Below are 18,327 nucleotides of genomic sequence, written 5' to 3'. Positions count from 1 at the left end.
CAATTCGGCGTGCGCTGGAGCCGAGCTCCTGCACGAGGCACCGGAGCGTTCCGGCGAATGCCCTCATAATAGTGCAAGCCACCGACGGGATGAGACATAAGACACCCCGCGACACAGATTCGCCGAAAGTGCCGAAGTGGAAGGGACCGCACTCGGTGCCCCCCTGCGCCGCGTCAGCGGGCAGAACTTCCCTGCACCCGCGCCCGCTTGCGCGTCACGAGTTCCTGCCGGACGCGCTGCGCGACCACCAGCCCCAGCGCCGCCGTACCGATGGTGATGGGGTATCCCATCAGCCGTTCCAGGGTGCCGGGCTCGGGCACCCGCATGCCGGTGACCCCGCCGGCGATGAGGGCGGCCAGCGAGACCGCGCCGCAGGCCAGGATGAACCAGCCCAGCGGCGTCTGTTGGCGCCACAGCCAGCCCACCAGCAACAGGGCCAGGCCGCCGGCGGCGAAGTACATCAGCGCCCCGGCCAAGTGCCAGCCGGAGCCGGCGTCCTCGGGCACCAGCCCCACCATCACGGTCCCGCCGCCGGCGGCCACACTGAGCGACCGGGCAGCAAAGGCGGCGGCCGACGGCGAACGCCGCCCGGGGGCCACGGCGAGCCGCGCGCCCGCCCGTGCCGCGACGCCGATCACGGCGGAGCTGAGCAGCAGCGCCCCGACCATCATGCCGATCCCCTGCACCACAAAGGAGGCGTTCATCAGCAGGTGCGCCGGCGAACAAACGTCGCGGCCGGAGAATTCGCCGCAGCCCAGGGCGCCGAGGTCACTGATGTAGCCGGTGCGCCGGCTGTACGGCTCCCGGCCCGCCCACGCCCCGATCACCGCCGCCTCGGCGACGAAATACTGCAGCACGCTCAGTTTCCCGAGCGCTCCGAAATAGAACCTTGTGGCGGCCACATCGGGGAAATAAATAAGGTCCCGGGAAACCGTCCGGGCTGAGGCTGTCATGCCAAGAGCGTAGTACGGGCGCTCACCTTGTATGCTGGTATCCGTGTCCGGACGGGCCGGCCGACGGCCACCCGCCTGCACGCCCGCCCTCGTAGCTCAGTGGATAGAGCACGGCTCTCCTAAAGCCGGTGTCGTTGGTTCGATTCCAATCGAGGGCACTTGGACTCCCAGACGCCGGCCGCCGGCGAAGTCGATGAACGGCGCTTTGAAATGCGCGATGAACGGCGCTTCGAACTGCGCGCCTACCTGCTGGGCAGCTGGACCGTGGCCCGCACCCTGTTGGACCGGGCCACCGGCAGCCGCGGCACTTTCACCGGCGTCGTCCGCTTTACGGACACCGACGGCGGCGGCCTCCGCTTCCGCGAAGAAGGCACCGTGCACTGGACCCCGGCAGGCGCCGCGCCCTTTACCGGCCCGGCGAGCCGCGAGTACCTCCTGAAGCCCTCGGCAACACCGGAGGCGATGGACATGTTCTTCCCCGACGGCCGCCCCTTTCACCGCATCGGCTTCGGCGGCCAGGACAGCCGGGACACGCACTGGTGCGATCCGGACACCTACCGGGTCGACTACACCCGACTCGGGCCGGATGAGTTCCGTTACCGGTGGGATGTCACCGGCCCGGCCAAGGACCTGGAGCTCGACTCCGTGCTCACCAGGACGGGCGTGAATCCCCGCATTGTGGTCTCCGCTGTCTGCGTCTTTGACGACGCCGGACGCCTCCTCACCGTCCGCAAGCGCGGCACTGACAAGTTCATGCATCCGGGCGGCAAACCCGAAGCCGGCGAAACCGCGGCACAGGCGGCGTCCCGTGAACTCGAGGAGGAAGTCGGCATCATCGTGGCGCCCGAGGACCTCGAACCCTTCGGAAGCTGGCTGGCCGAGGCCGCCAACGAGGCCGCGACGCAGATCGAGGCCACGGTTTTCACCGCGCCCACTTTGATCAATGCAACAGGCAGCTGGGCCGCGCACCCGTCGGCCGAGATCGCCGAAATCCGCTGGCTGGACCTGGCCGGGCCGCTGCCGGACGACCTGGCGCCGCTGCTCACGGAGCACGTGCTGCCCGTCCTCGCCGCGCAGGCGGGCCTGCGCACCGCGGGCAGGCGCACCCCAAGCCAGGGCTAAAGCTCGGGCACCGCCTCGGCGGCCACCGCGGTGGCCTCGGCGAACTGGGTCCGGTACAGCTCCGCGTAGCGGCCCTCGGCGGCGAGCAGCTCGTTGTGCGTGCCGCGCTCCACGATCACGCCGTCCTCGACCACCAGGATCGCATCGGCGGCACGGATGGTGGAGAGCCGGTGCGCGATCACGACGGCGGTGCGGCCCTCCAGCGCCGCGCCCAGCGCTTCCTGTACCGCGGCCTCGTTGGTCGAGTCCAGCGCGGCCGTGGCCTCGTCCAGGATCACCACCCGCGGCTGGGCGATGAGCAGGCGGGCGATGGTGAGCCGCTGCCGTTCGCCGCCCGAGAGCCGGTAGCCGCGCTCCCCTACCACGGTGTCCAGCCCGTCCGGCAGCGAGCGGATCATGTCCTCAAGCCGGGCCTGGCGCAGCACGTCCCACATCAGCTCCTCGCTGGCGCCCGGGCGGGCCAGGCGCAGGTTGGAAGCGATGCTCTCGTGGAACAGGTGCCCGTCCTGGGTGACCATGCCCAGGGTTTCGCGCATCGAATCGAAGGTGAGGTCGCGGACGTCCACGCCGGCGCCGGACCCCGCACCGCCGAAGCGGACGGCGCCGGAATCGACGTCGTACAGCCGGGAGAGCAGCTGGGCGATGGTCGACTTGCCGGCGCCCGAGGAGCCCACCAGGGCAACGGTCTGTCCCGGTTCCACCCGGAAGCTGATGCCGTGCAGCACTTCCTCGCCGCCGCGGGTATCCAGCGTGGAGACGTCCTCGAGCGAGGCCAGCGAGACCTTGTCCGCCGAAGGGTAGGAGAAGCGGACGTCGTCGAACTCCACCGAGAGCGGGCCGCGCGGCGATTCCACCGCGTCCGGCTTCTGCTGGATGAGCGGCTTGAGGTCCAGGATCTCAAAGACGCGCTCGAAGCTGACCAGCGCGCTCATGATTTCCACCCGCGCATTGGAGAGCGCGGTGAGCGGCGCGTAGAGGCGGGTGAGCAGCAGCGCCAGCACGACGACGTCGCCGGCGGCGAGCTGCCCGCCGAGGGCCAGCCAGCCGCCCAGGCCGTAGACCAGCGCGAGGGCCAGGGCGGAGACGAGGGTCAGGGCGGTGACAAAAGTGAACTGGAGCATGGCGGTGCGGACGCCGATGTCCCGCACCCGGCCGGCGCGGAGCGCGAACTCGCGGGATTCCTCGTCCGGCCGGCCAAAGAGCTTCACCAGGGTCGCGCCCGGGGCGGAGAAGCGCTCGGTCATCTGCGTGCCCATCGCGGCGTTGTGCTCGGCGGCCTCGCGGCGCAGTTCGGCCAGCTTGGAGCCCATCCGGCGGGCCGGGATGAGGAAGATCGGTAGCAGGATCATGGCCAGCACGGTCACCAGCCAGGACTTGTTCAGCATCACCACGAGCGTGAGGGCCAGGGCCACCACGTTGCTGACCACACCGGAGAGCGTGCCGGCGAAGGCGGACTGCGCGCCGATCACGTCATTGTTGAGCCGGCTGACCAGCGCCCCCGTGCGGGTCCGGGTGAAGAACGCGATCGGCATCTTCTGCACGTGGTCGAAGACCTTAGTGCGCAGGTCCACGATCACGCCCTCGCCGATGGTGGAGGACAACCAGCGCGTCACCAGCCCGATCCCGGCCTCGGCGACCGCCACGATCGCGATCAGAACGGCGAGCCAGATTACCGTGCCGGCGTCGGCCTTCGCGATGATCGCGTCCACCACCTGGCCAGCGAGCACCGGCGTCGCGACCGCGAGGACGGCCATCACGATGGAAAGCAGCACGAAGGCGATCAGCCGGCCGCGGTGCGGCCGGGCGAAGCCGAACACACGTTTGAGGAGCTCCTTGGAGAACGGCTTGGAGCCGGACGAGGCGCGGGTGATGTTGTACAGGGAGCTCCAGGCAACTCGGTCCATGCTCATGAGTTGGTACCTTTCGGGGCGCTCGCGCCCAGCAGTTCGGTGACGACGCCGTTGACGACGTTCCAGCGCACGTCCAGGCGCACGTTTTCCAGCAGCCGGCGGTCGTGGGTGACCAGCAGCAGGGCGCCGTCGTAGCTGTCGAGGGCCTCCTCGAGCTGCTCGATCGCGGGGAGGTCCAGGTGGTTGGTCGGTTCGTCGAGGACCAGCAGGTTCACCCCGCGGGCCTGCAGCAGCGCCAGCGCGGCCCGGGTCCGTTCGCCCGGTGAAAGTGAGTCCACGGGCCGGGAGGTGTGGTCGGCCTTGAGCCCGAACTTTGCCAGCAGGGTCCGGACCTCCGCCGGGGTTTGGTCCGTCAGCACGGCTTCGACGGCGTCGGCGAGTTTGAGGTGGCCGGCCAGCAACCCGCGGGCCTGGTCGATTTCCCCGACCGCCACCGAGGCGCCCCTGGAGGCGTCGCCGGCGTCGGGCCGCTGCACGCCCAGCAGCAGGCGCAACAGGGTGGACTTGCCCGCGCCGTTGGGGCCGGTGATGCCGATCCGTTCTCCGGCGTTGAGCTGCAGGTTGACCGGCCCCAGGGTGAAGTCCCCCTGGTGCACAACGGCGTCCCGCAGCGTCGCGACGACGGCGCTGGAGCGCGGCGCCGCGCCGATGCTGAACTGCAGCTGCCATTCCTTCCGCGGTTCCTCGACTTCCTCCAGCCGGGCGATCCGGGATTCCATCTGCCGGACCTTCTGGCCCTGCTTCTCCGAGGACTCGGTGTTCGCGGCACGGCGGATCTTGTCATTGTCCGGGCTCTTTTTCATCGCATTGCGGACGCCCTGGGAGCTCCACTCCCGCTGGGTGCGGGCCCGGGAGACCAGATCGGCCTTGGTATTGGCGAACTCCTCGTAGCGTTCCCGGGCATGCCGGCGGGCCACGGCGCGTTCCTCCAGGTACGCCTCGTAGCCGCCGTCGTAGACCGCGACGGCGTTTTGGGCGAGGTCCAGCTCCACGACGGTGGTGACGCAGCGGGCCAGGAATTCCCGGTCGTGCGAGACCAGCACGACGCCGCCGCGCAGGCCCTGGACGAAGGCCTCCAGCTTGGCCAGGCCGCCCAGGTCAAGGTCGTTGGTGGGCTCGTCCAGCAGCACGATGTCGAAACGGCTCAGCAGCAGGGCCGCGAGCGCCACCCTGGCGGCCTGCCCGCCGGAGAGCCCGGTCATTGCGGCGTCGGGGCCCACTTCGAGGCCCAGGTCCGCCAGCACCGGCGGGATCCGCTCCTCCAGGTCGGCGGCGCCGGAGGCCATCCAGCGGTCGAATGCCACCGAGTACGCGTCCTCGGAGCCCGGGGCGCCGGTTCCCAGCGCCTCCGCGGTGGATTCCATGTCCGCCGTCGCCTGCCCGCAGCCGGTGCGCCGGGCGATGTAGCCGGCCACGGTTTCGCCATCGATCCGTTCGTGTTCCTGCGGCAGCCAGCCGACGAAGGCGTCGGCCGGGGCAAGGCTGACCGTGCCCTCCTGCGGCTGGTCGACGCCGGCGAGCAGCCGCAGCAGCGTGGACTTGCCGGCGCCGTTGGCTCCCACGACGCCGACGACGTCGCCGGGCGCGACGGTGAGGGAGAGTTTGGAGAAGAGTGTGCGGTGGTCATGGCCACCGGCGAGGTCCTTGGCAACAAGGGTTGCAGTCATTAGTCCATTCTCTCACCGAGGCCCAAAACGGGCGGCCAGGACGCCGCCCGGCCGGGGCCGGAAAACCGCGGGAATCGGCGCACCTTCCGCCGGGCATAGAAGAACCCGCTGGTCCGGACTTGGGGGGTGTACGGACCAGCGGGTTCGAGCATCTAGCATAGTTGAATTCGGCCCCCCGGCAAAATCACCAGCCTCGCGGGCCCTAAGTGGAGATGCACGGCGGTACGTTCAGCCGAGCCGGAAGAGGAAACGCCCCATGATTAGTGCCCTGCAATGGTTCGTCCTGGCTGTCTGCGCCCTCATCACCTTCCTCCGGCTGCCGTCAGCGCTGCGCGGAGAGAACCGCTCCCTGTTCGGCATCTTCCTGCTTGTCACGGTGGGCATGCTCCTCAGCATCCAGTGGAGCTACACGCTGATTGACGGTTTCCTGGGATCGAATAACTACGCCAACCTGGCGCTGCGGTACGTGGTTTACGGAACCGTCCTGCTGGCCGGGTACAAGATTGCCAAGGGCTTTGAGAACCCCACCACCCTCCGCCTGCTCCTGGGACCGGTGGGCCTGGCGGCGCTGGCAATCATCTGCGTCGCCACCGCCGTGCCGTTCCTGATGGCGAATACCGCCGGCACCGCGGTGGGGCTGGCCACGCTGCCGGACCAGAGCGGTCATAACCGACAGCTGATCGCCCTCTACACCATGGCTGGCCGGCTCTATCCGGCGTTCGTGGCGGCCTGCCTCCTGCCAGCGACCATTAAGGTCCTTCGCTCCCGCCTTCCGCGGCTGGTTCGTGGCGGAGCGGCACTGCTGACGGCCGGATCCGCCGCCATGATCCTGCTGGCCATCAGTGACCTCCTGCCCCAGCGCCTGGCCTTCATCCAATACATCATCAGTTTGACCGCGGTGCTCGGACTGGTGGTGGGTCTGTCCCTGATCTGGCTCGGGAAAGTGGCTACCCGCCGAGCCGCCCGCAGTCTGCCCTCAGCGACCCGCCTGCACCGCGCGCCAAGCCAGCAGAACATTGGGGCCGACGAATTATGATGGTGACAAGGGTGGTGTCGTCGGGCGTTTCGGCGGCATACCGGCCATGCTGCTAAGTCCGCCCAACCTGCTACGGCACCGAACCTGCAGAAAGTCATAAATGCCACTACCCGCCAAAGCTTTTCAACTCTGGCTCCATGGCGTTGCACCGGCGATGAGCACCGCGGACATTTGCCGGATCTCCGGCGTTAAGCGCACCACCCTTGCGCAGCAACTGGTGCGCGGCAAGGTCGCCGAGACCACCGTGGTCAGCATCAGCCGGGCGCTCGGCCTGAACCCTGCCGAGTCGCTCGCCACCTTCGACACCTATGCGGACCTGACCCGGCTGGCACATCCTCCCACCACGGCGGAGCTGGTCAGCCAGGTCGCCACCATGGACCTGCTGCAGGCGGTCATCACCCGTTCCGCCGCGGAGCACGGTCCCGCCGCCGGGGCGCCGCGCCTGCTCAGCCCGGCGCCGCACGCCACCTCGGTGCGGAACTGGGTGGACGCCATCGACGACGGCGAACTCCGCCACCGCGTTTCCACCGCCACCGGCATCGCTCCGCAGAACTACTCGGCCCAGCTGACCGCCAACCGACTCTCACCCGAACTCGCCGTGGCAACCTCACGCGCCGCCGGCGTCGGCTTCTCCGGCGGCCTCGTGGCGACGGGGCTCATCACCGAAGCCGAGGCCGGCTGGTCCGCAGATGCCCGGCAGGCGGCACTGGACACGCTCTCCGACGGAGAACTCGTGGCCTTGGCCGGGGAGCGGCTGCAAACGCTCGGCAAGGCGCTCCGCCGCCAGGAGCAGGAGCAGGCGCAAACGGAAAAGATCTGGGAGAACCTCGGATGATCGTCACGGCCCTGCAGTGGAGCACCCTCGCGGTGTGCACCCTCGTGGCAATCGCCCGCATTCCCAGCGCGCTGCGCGGCGAAAACCGGCCGGTCTTCTACGTGCTGGTGCTCATGATGGCGGCGATCCTGCTCAGCATCAAGGAGCCTTACGTGGCCATTGACGGCCTCTTGGGCGGGTTCAACGTCGCGAATGTGGTGCTTCGGTTCGTTGTTTTTGCCGCGGTCTTCTTCCTGGGCCTCCAAATCGCGAAAGGCTTCGGCGCCGAGGATGCCCAGCGTTTCCTGACTGGTCCGGTGGGAATCGCCATGGCGGTGCTCTCAGCCGCTGTGGTGATCGTACTTTTCCTGATGATGGACACGGCCGGATCATCGGCCGGCCTCCTCCAGGTCGCGGCCAAGAGCAGCCGGAATGCTCTGCTCGCCGAGTTTTACGGAGCCGCGGGCCGGTTGTATCCGGCGTTCGTCCTGGGGGCACTGCTTCCCGCGATGATCCGGACTGCCCGCGGCCGGCTTCCGGTGATTATCCGTAGCAGCGCCGTCGCCCTGGGCATTGGATCCGTCGCCATCGCCCTGTCGTTAGCGTTCCCTCTGATTCCGCCAGGACTGGGTTGCTGGGAATTTGTCATCAACTACACCGGGATTCTCTTCCTCGTGCTCGGGCTGGTGCTGGTCTGGGTGGGGCGGCTGGCAGCGAGGCGCCTGCCGAAGCCGGGAGCCGGAGCATCCCAATGATCCAGGCCCTGCAGTGGTCCGCCCTGGTGGTCTGCGGGGCCGCGGCGCTTGCACGGCTCCCCGACGCGGTCAGGGGCCGCAACCGGTCTATCTTCGGTGCTTTCCTGCTCACCGCCTTTGCCATCCTGCTCAGCATCGATGCCCCGTATCTGGCGGTGGATGCGTGGCTCGGCGGCACCAACTACGCAAACCTCCTCCTGAGGTTCCTGGTCTACGGGGCGGTCATGCTCGCCGGCTACCGCACCGCGAAGGCCTTCGGCGATGCCAGGGGCACCCGGCGGATCGCAGGGCCGCCAGGGCTTGCCGTGCTGGCCGGCATCGCCGCGGTCACCACAGTGACTTTCCTGCTGGCCGACACTGCAGGCTCCGCCACCGGCCTCACCGGACTGCCCCTGCGCAGCGAGGCGAACGCCCAGCTGATTGGACTGTACGCGACCGCCGGCAGGGTCTACCCCGCCTTCGTGGCGGTCTGCCTGGTGCCGGCCACGATGCGCGCCGTGGTGGGCGGACGGTTCCCGATGGCGCTGCGGACCGGGGCCCTTCTGCTGTCGGTCGGCTATGCCGCCATGGTTGCCGGCGCCCTGTACCCCCTCGTGCCGGCAGGACGGGCGTGGTGCCAGCCGGTAATCAGCTACACGGCCGTGCTCGGCGTAAGCCTCGGCCTGACGGTCATCTGGCTGGCCAGGTTGGCCGCCAACCGCCGGCAGGCAAGGACCGGGGCCCGGAGAGCCTCCGATGCTTGAATGGGCCACCCTGATTCTCTGCGGCCTGGCCCTCTTGCTGCGCGTGCCGGACGCCCTCCACGGCCGCAACAGGGCCGTGTTCGGAATCCTGTTCCTTGCGACGCTGTGCAGCCTGCTCAGCATCCCGGGACCCTACGCCGCGATCGACCGGGTGCTGGGGGGTTGGAACCTGACCAACCTGATCCTGCGCTTCATCGTTTTCGGGATGGTTTTCCTGGTGGGGGTGCGGCTGAGCAAGGGCCTCGGCGCCGCCCGCGCCCGGGACGTGATCACCGGCCGGGCGGGACGCTGGGGGCTGGCCGTCGCGTGCCTGGCGGTGACGGCGACGTTCCTGCTGATGGACACCCGGGTCTCATCGGCGGGGCTGCAGGATCTGGCAGGCAACGGCCGCAACGCCGTCTTTGCCCCGCTCTACGCCGCGGCCGGCCGCAGCTACCCCGCGTTTGTTTCGCTCGTCCTGCTGCCTCGGCTGCTCGCTACTGCCGCAGCCACGCTGCCGAGGCTGGTGCGGGCCGGAGCCGCGGCGACCATGATGGGGGCGGCCGCGGCGATCGCCAGCGTTCCGGCGTCGTTCGCGCCGGAGTCCTGGGACCCCGTCCGGCTGGCCGTCAACTACGCGGCGGTTCTGGGCTACGTCCTGGGGCTGCTGTTGTTCTGGTTTTCCGGGCGAATCGCCCGGCCGCCGGATAACGCTCCTGCAACGTTACGTTAAGAAGTAGTGGCAGCCGTTCACAAAATCATTAGAGCGTGAGAGAATCATAAATGTGTGAAAGCGACGGCCGGTTCCGTGAATGGGGATTCAGTCTTACGGAGCCAGGCGGGTCGTCCAAGCGCCATTGGGGGGATGAGTGGTAGCGGTCCGCAAGGACCGCTCCCACTCAGCCTGTTTAAGCGCCCGATAGCCCTCTGCACCGCTCCATCCCGTCAGCGCTGGAACCTGAGCGTCACCAACTGGAACGGCCGCAGCGAGAGCCCGGCAGTGCCGCCCGGACCGGCGCTCACGCCGGGCGCGTCCGCCGGCCTTTCCAGCAGATCCACGGTCCGCACACCCGAGCAGTCAAAATTCGCTGCCACCGTTCCGGACGAGCGTTCCCCCAGGGACTCGTAGAGGCGGACCACCACGTCACCCGAGCCGTCCTCCGCGAGCTTGACCGCCTCGACCACCAGGCCGGGATGGGACACGGTGACCAGCGGGTCCACGCCGTGCGCTCCCCTGACCACGCGCGGGGCGAGGTTGGTCCGGTAGCCCTCCTCGACGGCGTCCGCGATGCTGGCGCCGGGCCGGACGGTGACCGTCAGTTCATGCAGGCCGCGGTCCGCATCCGGGTCCGGGAACTTGGGGGCCCGCAGCAGCGAGACCCGGACGGTGGTGGTGGTGCCGCCGTCGTGCCCGCGGACATTGCGGGTGACGTCGTGCCCGTAACTGGCGGCGTTCGAGACCGCGACGCCGTAACCCGGCTCGGCCACGTGGATCCAACGGTGCGCGCAGATCTCGAACTTGGCCGCCTCCCACGACGTGTTCAGGTGGGTGGGCCGGAACACGTGGCCGAACTGCGTCTCCGAGGCGGAGCGGTCGGCCCGGACGTCGAGGGCGAAGCCGAGCTTGAGCAGCTTCTCGCGTTCCTGCCAGTCCACCGCGGTGGAGATGGCCAGCGACGGCGCGCCCGGTTCCAGCCGGATCCGCTGCGTCATGGCGGAGGTTCCGGCCAGCCGCTCCACCACGACGACGGCGGCCCCGCCGTCGCGTTCCAGCGTCACGGAGCGGGCCGCGGTCAGCGGGGTGACGTTGCGGCGGTAGAACGCGTCGATGTCCCACGCATCCCATTCGTTGGGGGTGTCCCGGTGCAGTTCGAGCAAGTTGCCGAACGCGCCCGGCGCGATCGCTTCGCGGCCGCTGGCGTGGTCCCGCAGCGAGACCAGGAGGCCGTCGGCGTTCACCACGGCGCGGATGATCCCGTTGTCCAGCACGTAGCCGCCCTCGGCGGCCGCCGACTCCACGGCCGCAGCCGCGCGGACCGGGACCGCGGCGCCGAGGGCCGGCACGCCGTCGCGGGCGTGCGGGGCGGCGTTGAGCAGGAGCTCCCGGTCGCCGTCCCCCAGCACGGCAGCCACGGCGTCGGCGATGACCGCCTCCAGCCGGCGGGCCACGGCGTCGTAGTTCCGCTCGGCATCCTGGTGCACCCAGGCAATCGAGCTGCCGGGCAGGATGTCGTGGAACTGCTGCAGCAGCACCAGCCGCCAGAGCCGTTTGAGCTCCTCCGCCGGGTAGGTGGCGCCGGCCCGGACCGCCGCGGTAGCGCACCACAGCTCCGCCTCCCGGAGGAGGTGCTCGCTGCGCCGGTTGCCCCGCTTCGTGTTGGCCTGGCTGGTGTACGTGCCGCGGTGGAGTTCGAGGTACATCTCGCCCACCCAGACCGGCAGGCCCTCGTATTCCTCTTCCGCCCTGGCGAAGAAGTCCGCGGCCGCGCCGAGACGCACCCTGGGCGATCCTTCCAAGTCCGCGGTGCGCCGGGCCGCCGCCAGCATTTCCCGGGTCGGTCCGCCGCCGCCGTCGCCGTAGCCGAACGGAAGCAGCGACATGGTGCCGCGGCCGTGGTCCCGGTAATTGCGCTCGGCGTGCGCCAGCTCCCGGGCGCTGATTTCGGAGCTGTAGGTGTCCACCGGCGGGAAGTGCGTGAAAAGCCGGGTGCCGTCAATCCCTTCCCAGTTGAAGGTGTGGTGCGGCATCCGGTTGACCTGGTTCCAGGAGATCTTCTGGGTCAGGAACCATCGGCTGCCCGCCGCCTTGACGATCTGCGGCAGCGCGGCAGAGTAACCGAAGGTGTCCGGCAGCCAGGCCTCCTGGCACTCGACGCCGAACTCCGCGAGGAAAAAGCTCTTGCCCTCCAGGAACTGGCGCGCCATGGCTTCGCCGCCGGGCATGTTGCTGTCCGATTCGACCCACATGCCGCCGACCGGGACGAACTGGCCGGTCTTGACCTTTTCCCGGATCCGGGCGAACAGTTCCGGGTGGTACTCCTTGATCCAGGCCAGCTGCTGCGCGGAGGAGCAGGAGAACACGAACCCGGGATCCTCATCCATCAGCGCCACGACGTTGGAGAACGTCCGCACGCATTTCCGGATGGTTTCCCGGACGGGCCAGAGCCAGGCGGAGTCGATGTGCGCGTGGCCGGTGGCGACGAGCTGGTGCGCCGAGGCGTAGGCCGGCCGGGCCAGGACTTCCGCGAGCGCTGCACGGCCCGCCGCGGCCGTCCCGGGCACATCGTCGGGGTCCATGACGTCCAGCATCCGCTCCAGCGCACGGAGGATCTCGTGCCGGCGCGGCAGCTCCCTCGGGAGTTCGTGCATCAACCCGCTGAGCGTGCCGATGTCCTGGCTCAGTTCCCAGACGGCCTGGTTCAGCTCGGCGATGACGATCGGGCCCAGCCGGTACTGCGGTTCGGTGCCGGCGGTCGCCTTGTCCCCATACGGGGTGGCTGCGAAGGTCCAGCCCTGTGACAGGTCGGGATTCGCAGCGGCTTCGACATAGAAGTCCACGGCCATGCCGCTGCCCAGCAGCTTCAGCGGGATGTACTGGTTCCGCGGGGAGATCGCCTTGATGACCGTACCGTCGGGCCGCCAGGCGGTGCCTTCACATTGGAAGCCGGGAAGGTCGGCACTGAAGCCCAGGTCCACCAGGATTTCCACGGCGGTGTCCGGACCGCCGCCCCACGCATCGGGGACGTCGCCCTGCACGCGCAGCCACTTGGTGCTCCAGGGCCGGCCCCAGGCGGCGCCCTGCTGCTGCGGGACAAACTCCTGCCGGAGCGCCTCCGCCGCCGGGACAGGTTCGCCGGGGGCGTCCCAGCTGCTCAGCATGAGCGGCACGCGGCGCGGGTAGACGGCGGGGATGATGCGTTCGCGCAGAAAACGGTCCAGCCGGACTTCCGTGAGACGGCGGTCGTCGTGCAATGTGATCCTCTTAGCGCTGGTGCGGGTGATGCGACGTCGTGTTCGAGCCTTGTGTCCAGTCGTTGGATAAAATCTACGTGGGCGGCCGCGGTTTGGCCAACGGGTTAAGCCCGGCGCCGCCTCAGCCGATGGCTGCCGGCGCGGCCACGCGTTCGTGGCCCGCATAGACGTTCAGGGTGGTGCCCCGGCTGAACCCGGCGAGCGTCATCCCGCCGGCCTCGGCCAGCTCCACGGCCAGGCTGGAGGGCGCACTGACGGCGGCCAGCACCGGGATCCCGGCCAGCGACGCTTTTTGCACCAGTTCGAAGGACGCGCGGCCGGAGACCTGCAGGACGGTTCCGCTCAGGGGCAGCAGGCCTTCCCGCAGCGCCCAGCCCACCACCTTGTCCACCGCGTTGTGCCGGCCCACGTCTTCGCGCAGGCAGAGCAACTCGGCCGAGCCGTCGTCGGCGATCCGGAACAGCCCCGCCGCGTGGACGCCGCCGGTGACGTCGAAGACTGCCTGGGCTTCCCGGAGCCGGTCCGGCAGCGAGGCCAGGGTTTCCACCGGCACGGTCAGCGGGTCCGCGGCCGGGCTGTAGTGCGAGGACTTGCGTACGGCGTCGATCGAGTCGGTGCCGCAGATCCCGCAGGAGCTGGAGGTGAAGAAGTTGCGGCCCGTGTCCGGCCGGACGACGTCGGGGCGCAGCTGCGCCTCCACAACGTTGAACGTCTGGACGCCGTCCTCGTCCTCGCCGGCGCAGAAGCGCAGCGAGACGAGTTGCTCCGGGGACCAGATGACGCCCTCCGAGACGAGGAACCCGGCGACCAGGTCGAAGTCGTTGCCCGGGGTCCGCATGGTGACGGAAAAGGACAGGGTGCCCAGCCGGATTTCGAGCGGCTCCTCGACCGCCAGCACGTCCTCCCGGTAACGGACCGGGAATTCCTGCGCCTGCGGCGAGCCGTCCAGGACAAATTTGTGCACCTTGCGGCGCTGTGTCACGCGGCCCATCGGATACTCCTCATCAGCATTGCGTACGGGTTCGGCCGCCGGCGGCGGCACACCCCTTGATCCATCATGAACTCTGGCCCCGGCTCAGCCAAGCAGGCCGCTCCAGTCAACCGGGCCGTTGGCGGCCGGTTTCCGGGCGGGCCGTTTCGTGGCCGGCTTCGCGGCGGGTTTCGCGGCGGCCGGCTCCGGGAGGGCCGCGCCCCAGGGCAGCGCAAAGGCCGGCACCGGTTCGCCCAGCTGGACACCGTGCGGCGGGACCACCAGGACGCCGTCGGCCGCGGCCAGTCCGCGCATCATGCCCGGACCGGTGTGCTGCGCCGGCGATGCCATGCCGTACAACATCCGGAACGGCATCAGCCGGGTCCGGCCGGGGTCCGCCTCGATCAGGGTCCCGCACGGCACCTCGGTCAGCGGCGGCGGCGGCCGGTGGCCGAGGGCGGCGAGCAGCGGGGCGCCGATGGTGGACAGAGCCATCATGGCGGCGAGCGGATTGCCGGGCAGGCCAATGACGAACCGGCCGTCCGGCAGCTCGGCCAGCACGGCGGGATGGCCCGGGCGCATGGCGATGCCGTCAATCAGCAGCCGGCCGCCCAGTTCCGCCACCGTGCGCCGGAGGTGGTCCGTGCCGGAGCGGCCCGTGCCGCCGGTGGTGATGACGACGTCGGCCGGCAATTCCTCGCCGGGCAGCTCCGCGCCGCCGGCAGGATCCTGGTCTGCGCCGGGGTCATCAGTGTCTTCGAGAGCGGCGAGCCATTCGGCGTCGCTGTCCCCGATTTTGACCTGCGCCGCGCAGATCCCGCCGAGCATTTCCACGACGGCGGCCAGCTGCGGCCCGAAGGTGTCCCGCACCTCCCCCGGCGCAGGGACGCCGGCGCTGACGACCTCGGATCCGGTGAGGACCAACCGCACCAGGGGTTTGCCCAGGACCGGCAAAGCGTCGTGGCCGGCGAGGGCGGCCAGAGCCAGGTGGGCCGGGTTGAGCACGGCGCCTGCCTTGATCAGCAGTTCGCCGGCGCCGGCTTCCTCCGCGGCCTTGCGGATGTGGTCGCCATTGCGGGGTTCCCCCGGTTTGGCGCGGCCGCCTAGTTTCAGAACCGGCAGCCCGTCCTCGTCCGGGGCGATGACGCCGCTTTCGCTGCGGAGCACGGCCTTTGCGCCGGGCGGGATCAGCCCTCCGGTGTTAACCGGGCTGGCCTGGTGCGGGGCCAGCCGCTGGCCCGGCTCGGCGAGGATCCAGGGTCCGCTGCCGTTGACCGCCCAGCCGTCCATCGCGGAGGAGGCATAGTGGGGCATGTCATGCAGCGACGTCAGGTCCCCGGCCAGCGTCCGGCCCAGGGCGTGCCGGAGCGGAACCGGGGCTGCCGGGATGGGCTCGGCGCAGTCGAAGGCCAGCTTCCGGGCCTCCTGCCAGCTGTGGGCGAGGTGATGGTGCGGGATTTCCGGCGCGCCGGTGCCTGCGCCTTCGGCGCCGTCGGCGGCCGCGTCGGGGCCGGTTTCATCGGGGCCGGTTTCTTGGGCGTCGGTTTCTTGGGCGTCGGTTTGGGCGTCGGTTTGGGCCGACTGGCCGGCAGCCGCCCCTTCCGGGACGGAATCCTCCTGGTCTGGGCTGCTTTCGCCGTGAGGGGGCGCGGGGGTCATGCCCCGGAAGCCTCGGCGGCGGCGTACTCCTTGGCGAGTTTCCGTGCCACGCCCATGGCGGCCTGCATCGATACGCTGTCGGGCGCCTGGCCGGAGCCGGATGCCAGGCCGGCCGCGAAGCCGGCGATGAAAGTCGTCAGCGGCGCAGCGGGGCGCACGACCGAGTGCGCGGCCACCCCGGCCAGTCCCAGCACTTCATTGATGTCGATCTCAACATCCTCGAGTTCAAGGGCCTGGAGCAGCGCGCGGCACCAGTCTTCAAGCGTTTCATCCTGGCTTTTCACCGTTTGCCTCCAAAGTCGAATTCGGCCTGAGCGTCCCGGACGTGCCCGGTCCCGGGCTGGCGGCCCCCAGTGCGGAGGCGTCATCCCAGGTGTCCACATCGTCCGTGGAACCGGGCGGAACCGGAATCGTCCGCAGCTCAAGACTAGCAAGCAGGGCGAAGACCGAACCCCCCTCGAGGGTGTTCCGCCTGGCCGCGTCGGCCACAGCATGTTGTAGCGCGGCCGTGCCATAAAGCCCGACGAGGGGCTGAGTGCGGCCGTCCGCGGAGACCGCCACCAGACCGTTACGCGCACCAGCCGGGTTCCCGCCCGGGCCCTCGGCCGCCGCGTCCAGCAGTGCCGCCACGGCGCCGGCGACGCGGGGCATATCGCAGGCGAGCACCAGAGTCAGCGGCGCCGGAGCGTCGGCGGCAGATCCCCCGGGCAGGCCGTCGGGGCCTTGCGTACCTGAGCCTTGCGCGGCGAGGGCGGAGACGCCGGCGGCGATGGCTGCTGCGGGCCCGGAAAACGGCGGATCCTCGCGGCAGCCAAACACCCCCGGCGGAAGGTCACCGGACGCGGGGCCGACGACGACGATCCGGCGGGCGTCCCCGGCAGCCCGCAACGCCCACCCAAGCAGGGTGGCGCCGTCGACCATCAGCCCGGCCTTGGGCACACCACCCAGCCGGGAGGACCGGCCCCCGGCGAGGATAACGGCGTCGAACTCCACCAGCCCAGCCTAGCCGCATCGAGCAGCAGGATCGGTCGCCGTCAGAGCGGGGCTTAGTGCGCCTTTTCGGGGAGCAGGAACGGGTCCCAGGCCGGGGTCGGCTTCTCCAGTTCCTTGATCTGCCAGATGGTGCCCTTGGGCGGCCCGGGAACGAAGCCGAGCTTCCAGCCCATCTCGGCCGGGGTGTGGTCGCCCTTGGCGTTATTGCAGCGCAGGCACGCCGCCACGAGGTTCTCCCACGAGTCCGCGCCGCCCCGCGATTTGGGCTGGACATGGTCAATGGTGTGGGCAGCCTTGCCGCAGTAGGCGCAGCGGTGGCTGTCGCGGCGGAGCACTCCCCTGCGGCTGACAGCCGTCAGGGTGTTGTAGCGCGGCCTGATGTAGCGGTTCAGCAGGATCACCGACGGGCGGCCGAGGATGTCCTGCGGGCCCACCACCGGGTCGTCCCCTTCGGCCACCACACTGGCCTTTCCGGTCAATACAAGGACCAGCGCCCGGCGGAAGGTGACTACCGCCAGCGGTTCATATCCAGCATTCAGAACGAGAGTGCGCATCCGCATACCTCTTCACGGCCGCACCCGCCAGGGGCACTAGGGCCGGCTGCCCTGTGCATGGTCGGGCTATGGATCGACACCACAAGAGTAAACACCCAAGGCCCGGATTGCCGAATTTTTCTGTGCCGCGTTTCCCCGCGCCGCGACGCCGGCGGCCGCAACCGGGCGCCCGCGCATCACCGTGTAGGGCCGCAGCCGGGCGGCCTGCTGCTTAACGGAAAGGACCCCTGCCGCAGGGGCAGGGGTCCTTTCACGATGCTTCGGGCTGATGCCCGGACTGGGTCCTAGCCGCCGACGCGGATGAAGACCGGGCCGGAGCCGACGTTGACGCTGTACAGCGCGGTGGTTCCACCGTTCCAGCCGCCGTGGACGGCCATGCCGTTGCCGACGTAAACGGCGATGTGGGCCATGCCCATGCCGCCGTTCTGGTAATAAGCGAGGTCGCCCGGCTGGGCCTCGGCAGCACTCACGGTGCGGCCCAGGGACAGGTAACCTGCCGGCCAGCCATGGTAGTTGACGCCGACGGCGGCCAGTGCGTTCGTGGCCAGCATGGTGCAGTCCTGCGAGACGCCGATCTGCGCGTAGGCAGCGGCGGCGATCGAAGCGCCCATGCCGCTGACCGCGGCCGGAGCCTTGGTCGCCACGGAGGCGGTGGTCGCAGCGCCGGTGCCGGCGGTGGCGGTGGCGGTGGAGCCCGCTGCCGGCGCGGTTGCGTCGGTGTTGGCTTCCTGGACCTGTACGACGGGCTTGGGAGCCTCGACGACGGGGCCCGGCGCGGTCTTGACCGCGGGCTTCTCGTAGGAGATCGCGATGGTGGAGGCCGCGGAGATCGTGGCCGGAGCGTTGGACTGTACTTCCATGGCGGAAGCGGACGTCGATTCGCGCTGAACGTTGGTCTCGGCAGCGTTGGCTGCGATACCGCTGGTCAGAACCAGGCCGGAGGCTGCAGCGATAACCGCGGCCTGACGACCCATACCACCGGCGTTGTCGCCGACGGCCTTAGCAATGACAGCCAGCGAGTTGGTCTTGGTGACCTCCGCGCGGTGGCGTGCAATGTTTGCACGAGTAGTCATTTAGTTCTCTCTTTCGTGATCCTAAGTGTCCGCACTGCTTGCAGGCGGGACTGAGGACGCTCCGGCATCTTGGGGGTACGCCGGATCGCCCCGAAACGGGTTTCTTAGCGAAGGGTGTACTGCGAAG

The 18,327-nt window shown here is 69.6% G+C and carries 16 protein-coding genes, 1 tRNA gene and 1 pseudogene; 8 read left to right on the top strand and 10 right to left on the bottom strand.

Annotated elements, in window-relative coordinates; translation table 11 throughout:
• Positions 1 to 173 precede the first annotated feature (173 nt).
• Positions 174 to 953, bottom strand: coding sequence for a DUF998 domain-containing protein (locus AC1MBE_RS13135; protein WP_479778880.1), 780 nt, complete (start codon positions 951 to 953; stop codon positions 174 to 176).
• An 85-nt stretch (positions 954 to 1,038) separates the two neighbouring features.
• Here AC1MBE_RS13135 and AC1MBE_RS13130 point away from each other — a divergent pair.
• The 3 genes and pseudogenes from AC1MBE_RS13130 to AC1MBE_RS13120 all read left to right on the top strand — a co-directional run bounded on the left by AC1MBE_RS13130 (position 1,039) and on the right by AC1MBE_RS13120 (position 2,075).
• A tRNA-Arg gene (locus AC1MBE_RS13130) sits at positions 1,039 to 1,111 on the top strand.
• A gap of 52 nt (positions 1,112 to 1,163) precedes the next feature.
• Positions 1,164 to 1,610: pseudogene (locus tag AC1MBE_RS13125) on the top strand (DUF6314 family protein); the annotation flags it as partial.
• A 6-nt stretch (positions 1,611 to 1,616) separates the two neighbouring features.
• Positions 1,617 to 2,075 (top strand): NUDIX hydrolase, encoded by a 459-nt coding sequence (locus tag AC1MBE_RS13120; RefSeq protein WP_479782601.1) that lies wholly within the window; start codon positions 1,617 to 1,619, stop codon positions 2,073 to 2,075.
• Here AC1MBE_RS13120 and AC1MBE_RS13115 read toward each other — a convergent pair.
• Positions 2,072 to 3,985: an ABC transporter ATP-binding protein gene (locus AC1MBE_RS13115; RefSeq protein WP_479778878.1), complete on the bottom strand. Its 1,914-nt coding sequence runs from the start codon at positions 3,983 to 3,985 to the stop codon at positions 2,072 to 2,074. The two genes, AC1MBE_RS13120 and AC1MBE_RS13115, sit on opposite strands and share 4 nt — an antisense overlap.
• On the bottom strand, positions 3,982 to 5,652 hold the full coding sequence (locus tag AC1MBE_RS13110) for an ABC-F family ATP-binding cassette domain-containing protein (protein WP_479778876.1): 1,671 nt from the start codon (positions 5,650 to 5,652) through the stop codon (positions 3,982 to 3,984). Before AC1MBE_RS13110 ends, AC1MBE_RS13115 begins: the two co-directional genes overlap by 4 nt.
• A gap of 256 nt (positions 5,653 to 5,908) precedes the next feature.
• Between AC1MBE_RS13110 and AC1MBE_RS13105 the strand changes: the two genes are divergently transcribed.
• From AC1MBE_RS13105 to AC1MBE_RS13085, 5 genes are all read left to right on the top strand, one after another.
• Positions 5,909 to 6,688 carry a hypothetical protein gene (locus tag AC1MBE_RS13105; protein WP_479778874.1) on the top strand — a complete coding sequence of 260 codons (780 nt, stop codon included), beginning with the start codon at positions 5,909 to 5,911 and terminating at the stop codon, positions 6,686 to 6,688.
• 100 nt (positions 6,689 to 6,788) lie between these two features.
• A complete protein-coding gene (locus AC1MBE_RS13100) occupies positions 6,789 to 7,523 on the top strand; it encodes a hypothetical protein (protein ID WP_479778873.1) in 735 nt (244 codons plus the stop codon).
• A complete protein-coding gene (locus AC1MBE_RS13095; protein ID WP_479778871.1) occupies positions 7,520 to 8,257 on the top strand; it encodes a hypothetical protein in 738 nt (245 codons plus the stop codon). The genes AC1MBE_RS13100 and AC1MBE_RS13095 overlap by 4 nt, the downstream gene beginning before the upstream one ends.
• Positions 8,254 to 9,000 carry a hypothetical protein gene (locus AC1MBE_RS13090; protein WP_479778869.1) on the top strand — a complete coding sequence of 249 codons (747 nt, stop codon included), beginning with the start codon at positions 8,254 to 8,256 and terminating at the stop codon, positions 8,998 to 9,000. The genes AC1MBE_RS13095 and AC1MBE_RS13090 overlap by 4 nt, the downstream gene beginning before the upstream one ends.
• A complete protein-coding gene (locus tag AC1MBE_RS13085; protein ID WP_479778867.1) occupies positions 8,993 to 9,712 on the top strand; it encodes a hypothetical protein in 720 nt (239 codons plus the stop codon). Before AC1MBE_RS13090 ends, AC1MBE_RS13085 begins: the two co-directional genes overlap by 8 nt.
• A 212-nt stretch (positions 9,713 to 9,924) precedes the next feature.
• Here the strand turns inward: AC1MBE_RS13085 and AC1MBE_RS13080 are convergent, their stop codons facing one another.
• The 7 genes from AC1MBE_RS13080 to AC1MBE_RS13050 all read right to left on the bottom strand — a co-directional run bounded on the left by AC1MBE_RS13080 (position 9,925) and on the right by AC1MBE_RS13050 (position 18,200).
• The gene (locus AC1MBE_RS13080) at positions 9,925 to 12,951 is read right to left on the bottom strand and encodes an alpha-mannosidase (protein WP_479778865.1); all 3,027 of its coding nucleotides are present in this window, start codon (positions 12,949 to 12,951) and stop codon (positions 9,925 to 9,927) included.
• Positions 12,952 to 13,072: 121 nt separating this feature from the next.
• On the bottom strand, positions 13,073 to 13,942 hold the full coding sequence (gene fdhD, locus AC1MBE_RS13075; RefSeq protein WP_479778863.1) for a formate dehydrogenase accessory sulfurtransferase FdhD: 870 nt from the start codon (positions 13,940 to 13,942) through the stop codon (positions 13,073 to 13,075).
• Positions 13,943 to 14,026: 84 nt separating this feature from the next.
• Positions 14,027 to 15,580: a molybdopterin molybdotransferase MoeA gene (locus AC1MBE_RS13070; RefSeq protein WP_479778861.1), complete on the bottom strand. Its 1,554-nt coding sequence runs from the start codon at positions 15,578 to 15,580 to the stop codon at positions 14,027 to 14,029.
• Complete coding sequence (locus AC1MBE_RS13065; protein WP_349627252.1) at positions 15,577 to 15,864, bottom strand: DUF6457 domain-containing protein; 288 nt, start codon at positions 15,862 to 15,864, stop codon at positions 15,577 to 15,579. The genes AC1MBE_RS13070 and AC1MBE_RS13065 overlap by 4 nt, the downstream gene beginning before the upstream one ends.
• Positions 15,848 to 16,573, bottom strand: a complete 726-nt coding sequence (mobA, locus tag AC1MBE_RS13060) for a molybdenum cofactor guanylyltransferase (RefSeq protein ID WP_479778860.1) — start codon at positions 16,571 to 16,573, stop codon at positions 15,848 to 15,850. Before mobA ends, AC1MBE_RS13065 begins: the two co-directional genes overlap by 17 nt.
• Positions 16,574 to 16,626: 53 nt before the next feature.
• Complete coding sequence (locus tag AC1MBE_RS13055) at positions 16,627 to 17,127, bottom strand: HNH endonuclease (protein WP_479778858.1); 501 nt, start codon at positions 17,125 to 17,127, stop codon at positions 16,627 to 16,629.
• 284 nt (positions 17,128 to 17,411) lie between these two features.
• Positions 17,412 to 18,200 (bottom strand): NlpC/P60 family protein, encoded by a 789-nt coding sequence (locus tag AC1MBE_RS13050; RefSeq protein WP_479778857.1) that lies wholly within the window; start codon positions 18,198 to 18,200, stop codon positions 17,412 to 17,414.
• Positions 18,201 to 18,327 lie beyond the last annotated feature (127 nt).

It is taken from the genome of Arthrobacter sp. BG5 (assembly GCF_056680155.1).
The sequence above is the reverse complement of the archived record's forward strand: the minus strand, read 5'-3'. Positions and strand labels throughout refer to the sequence as shown.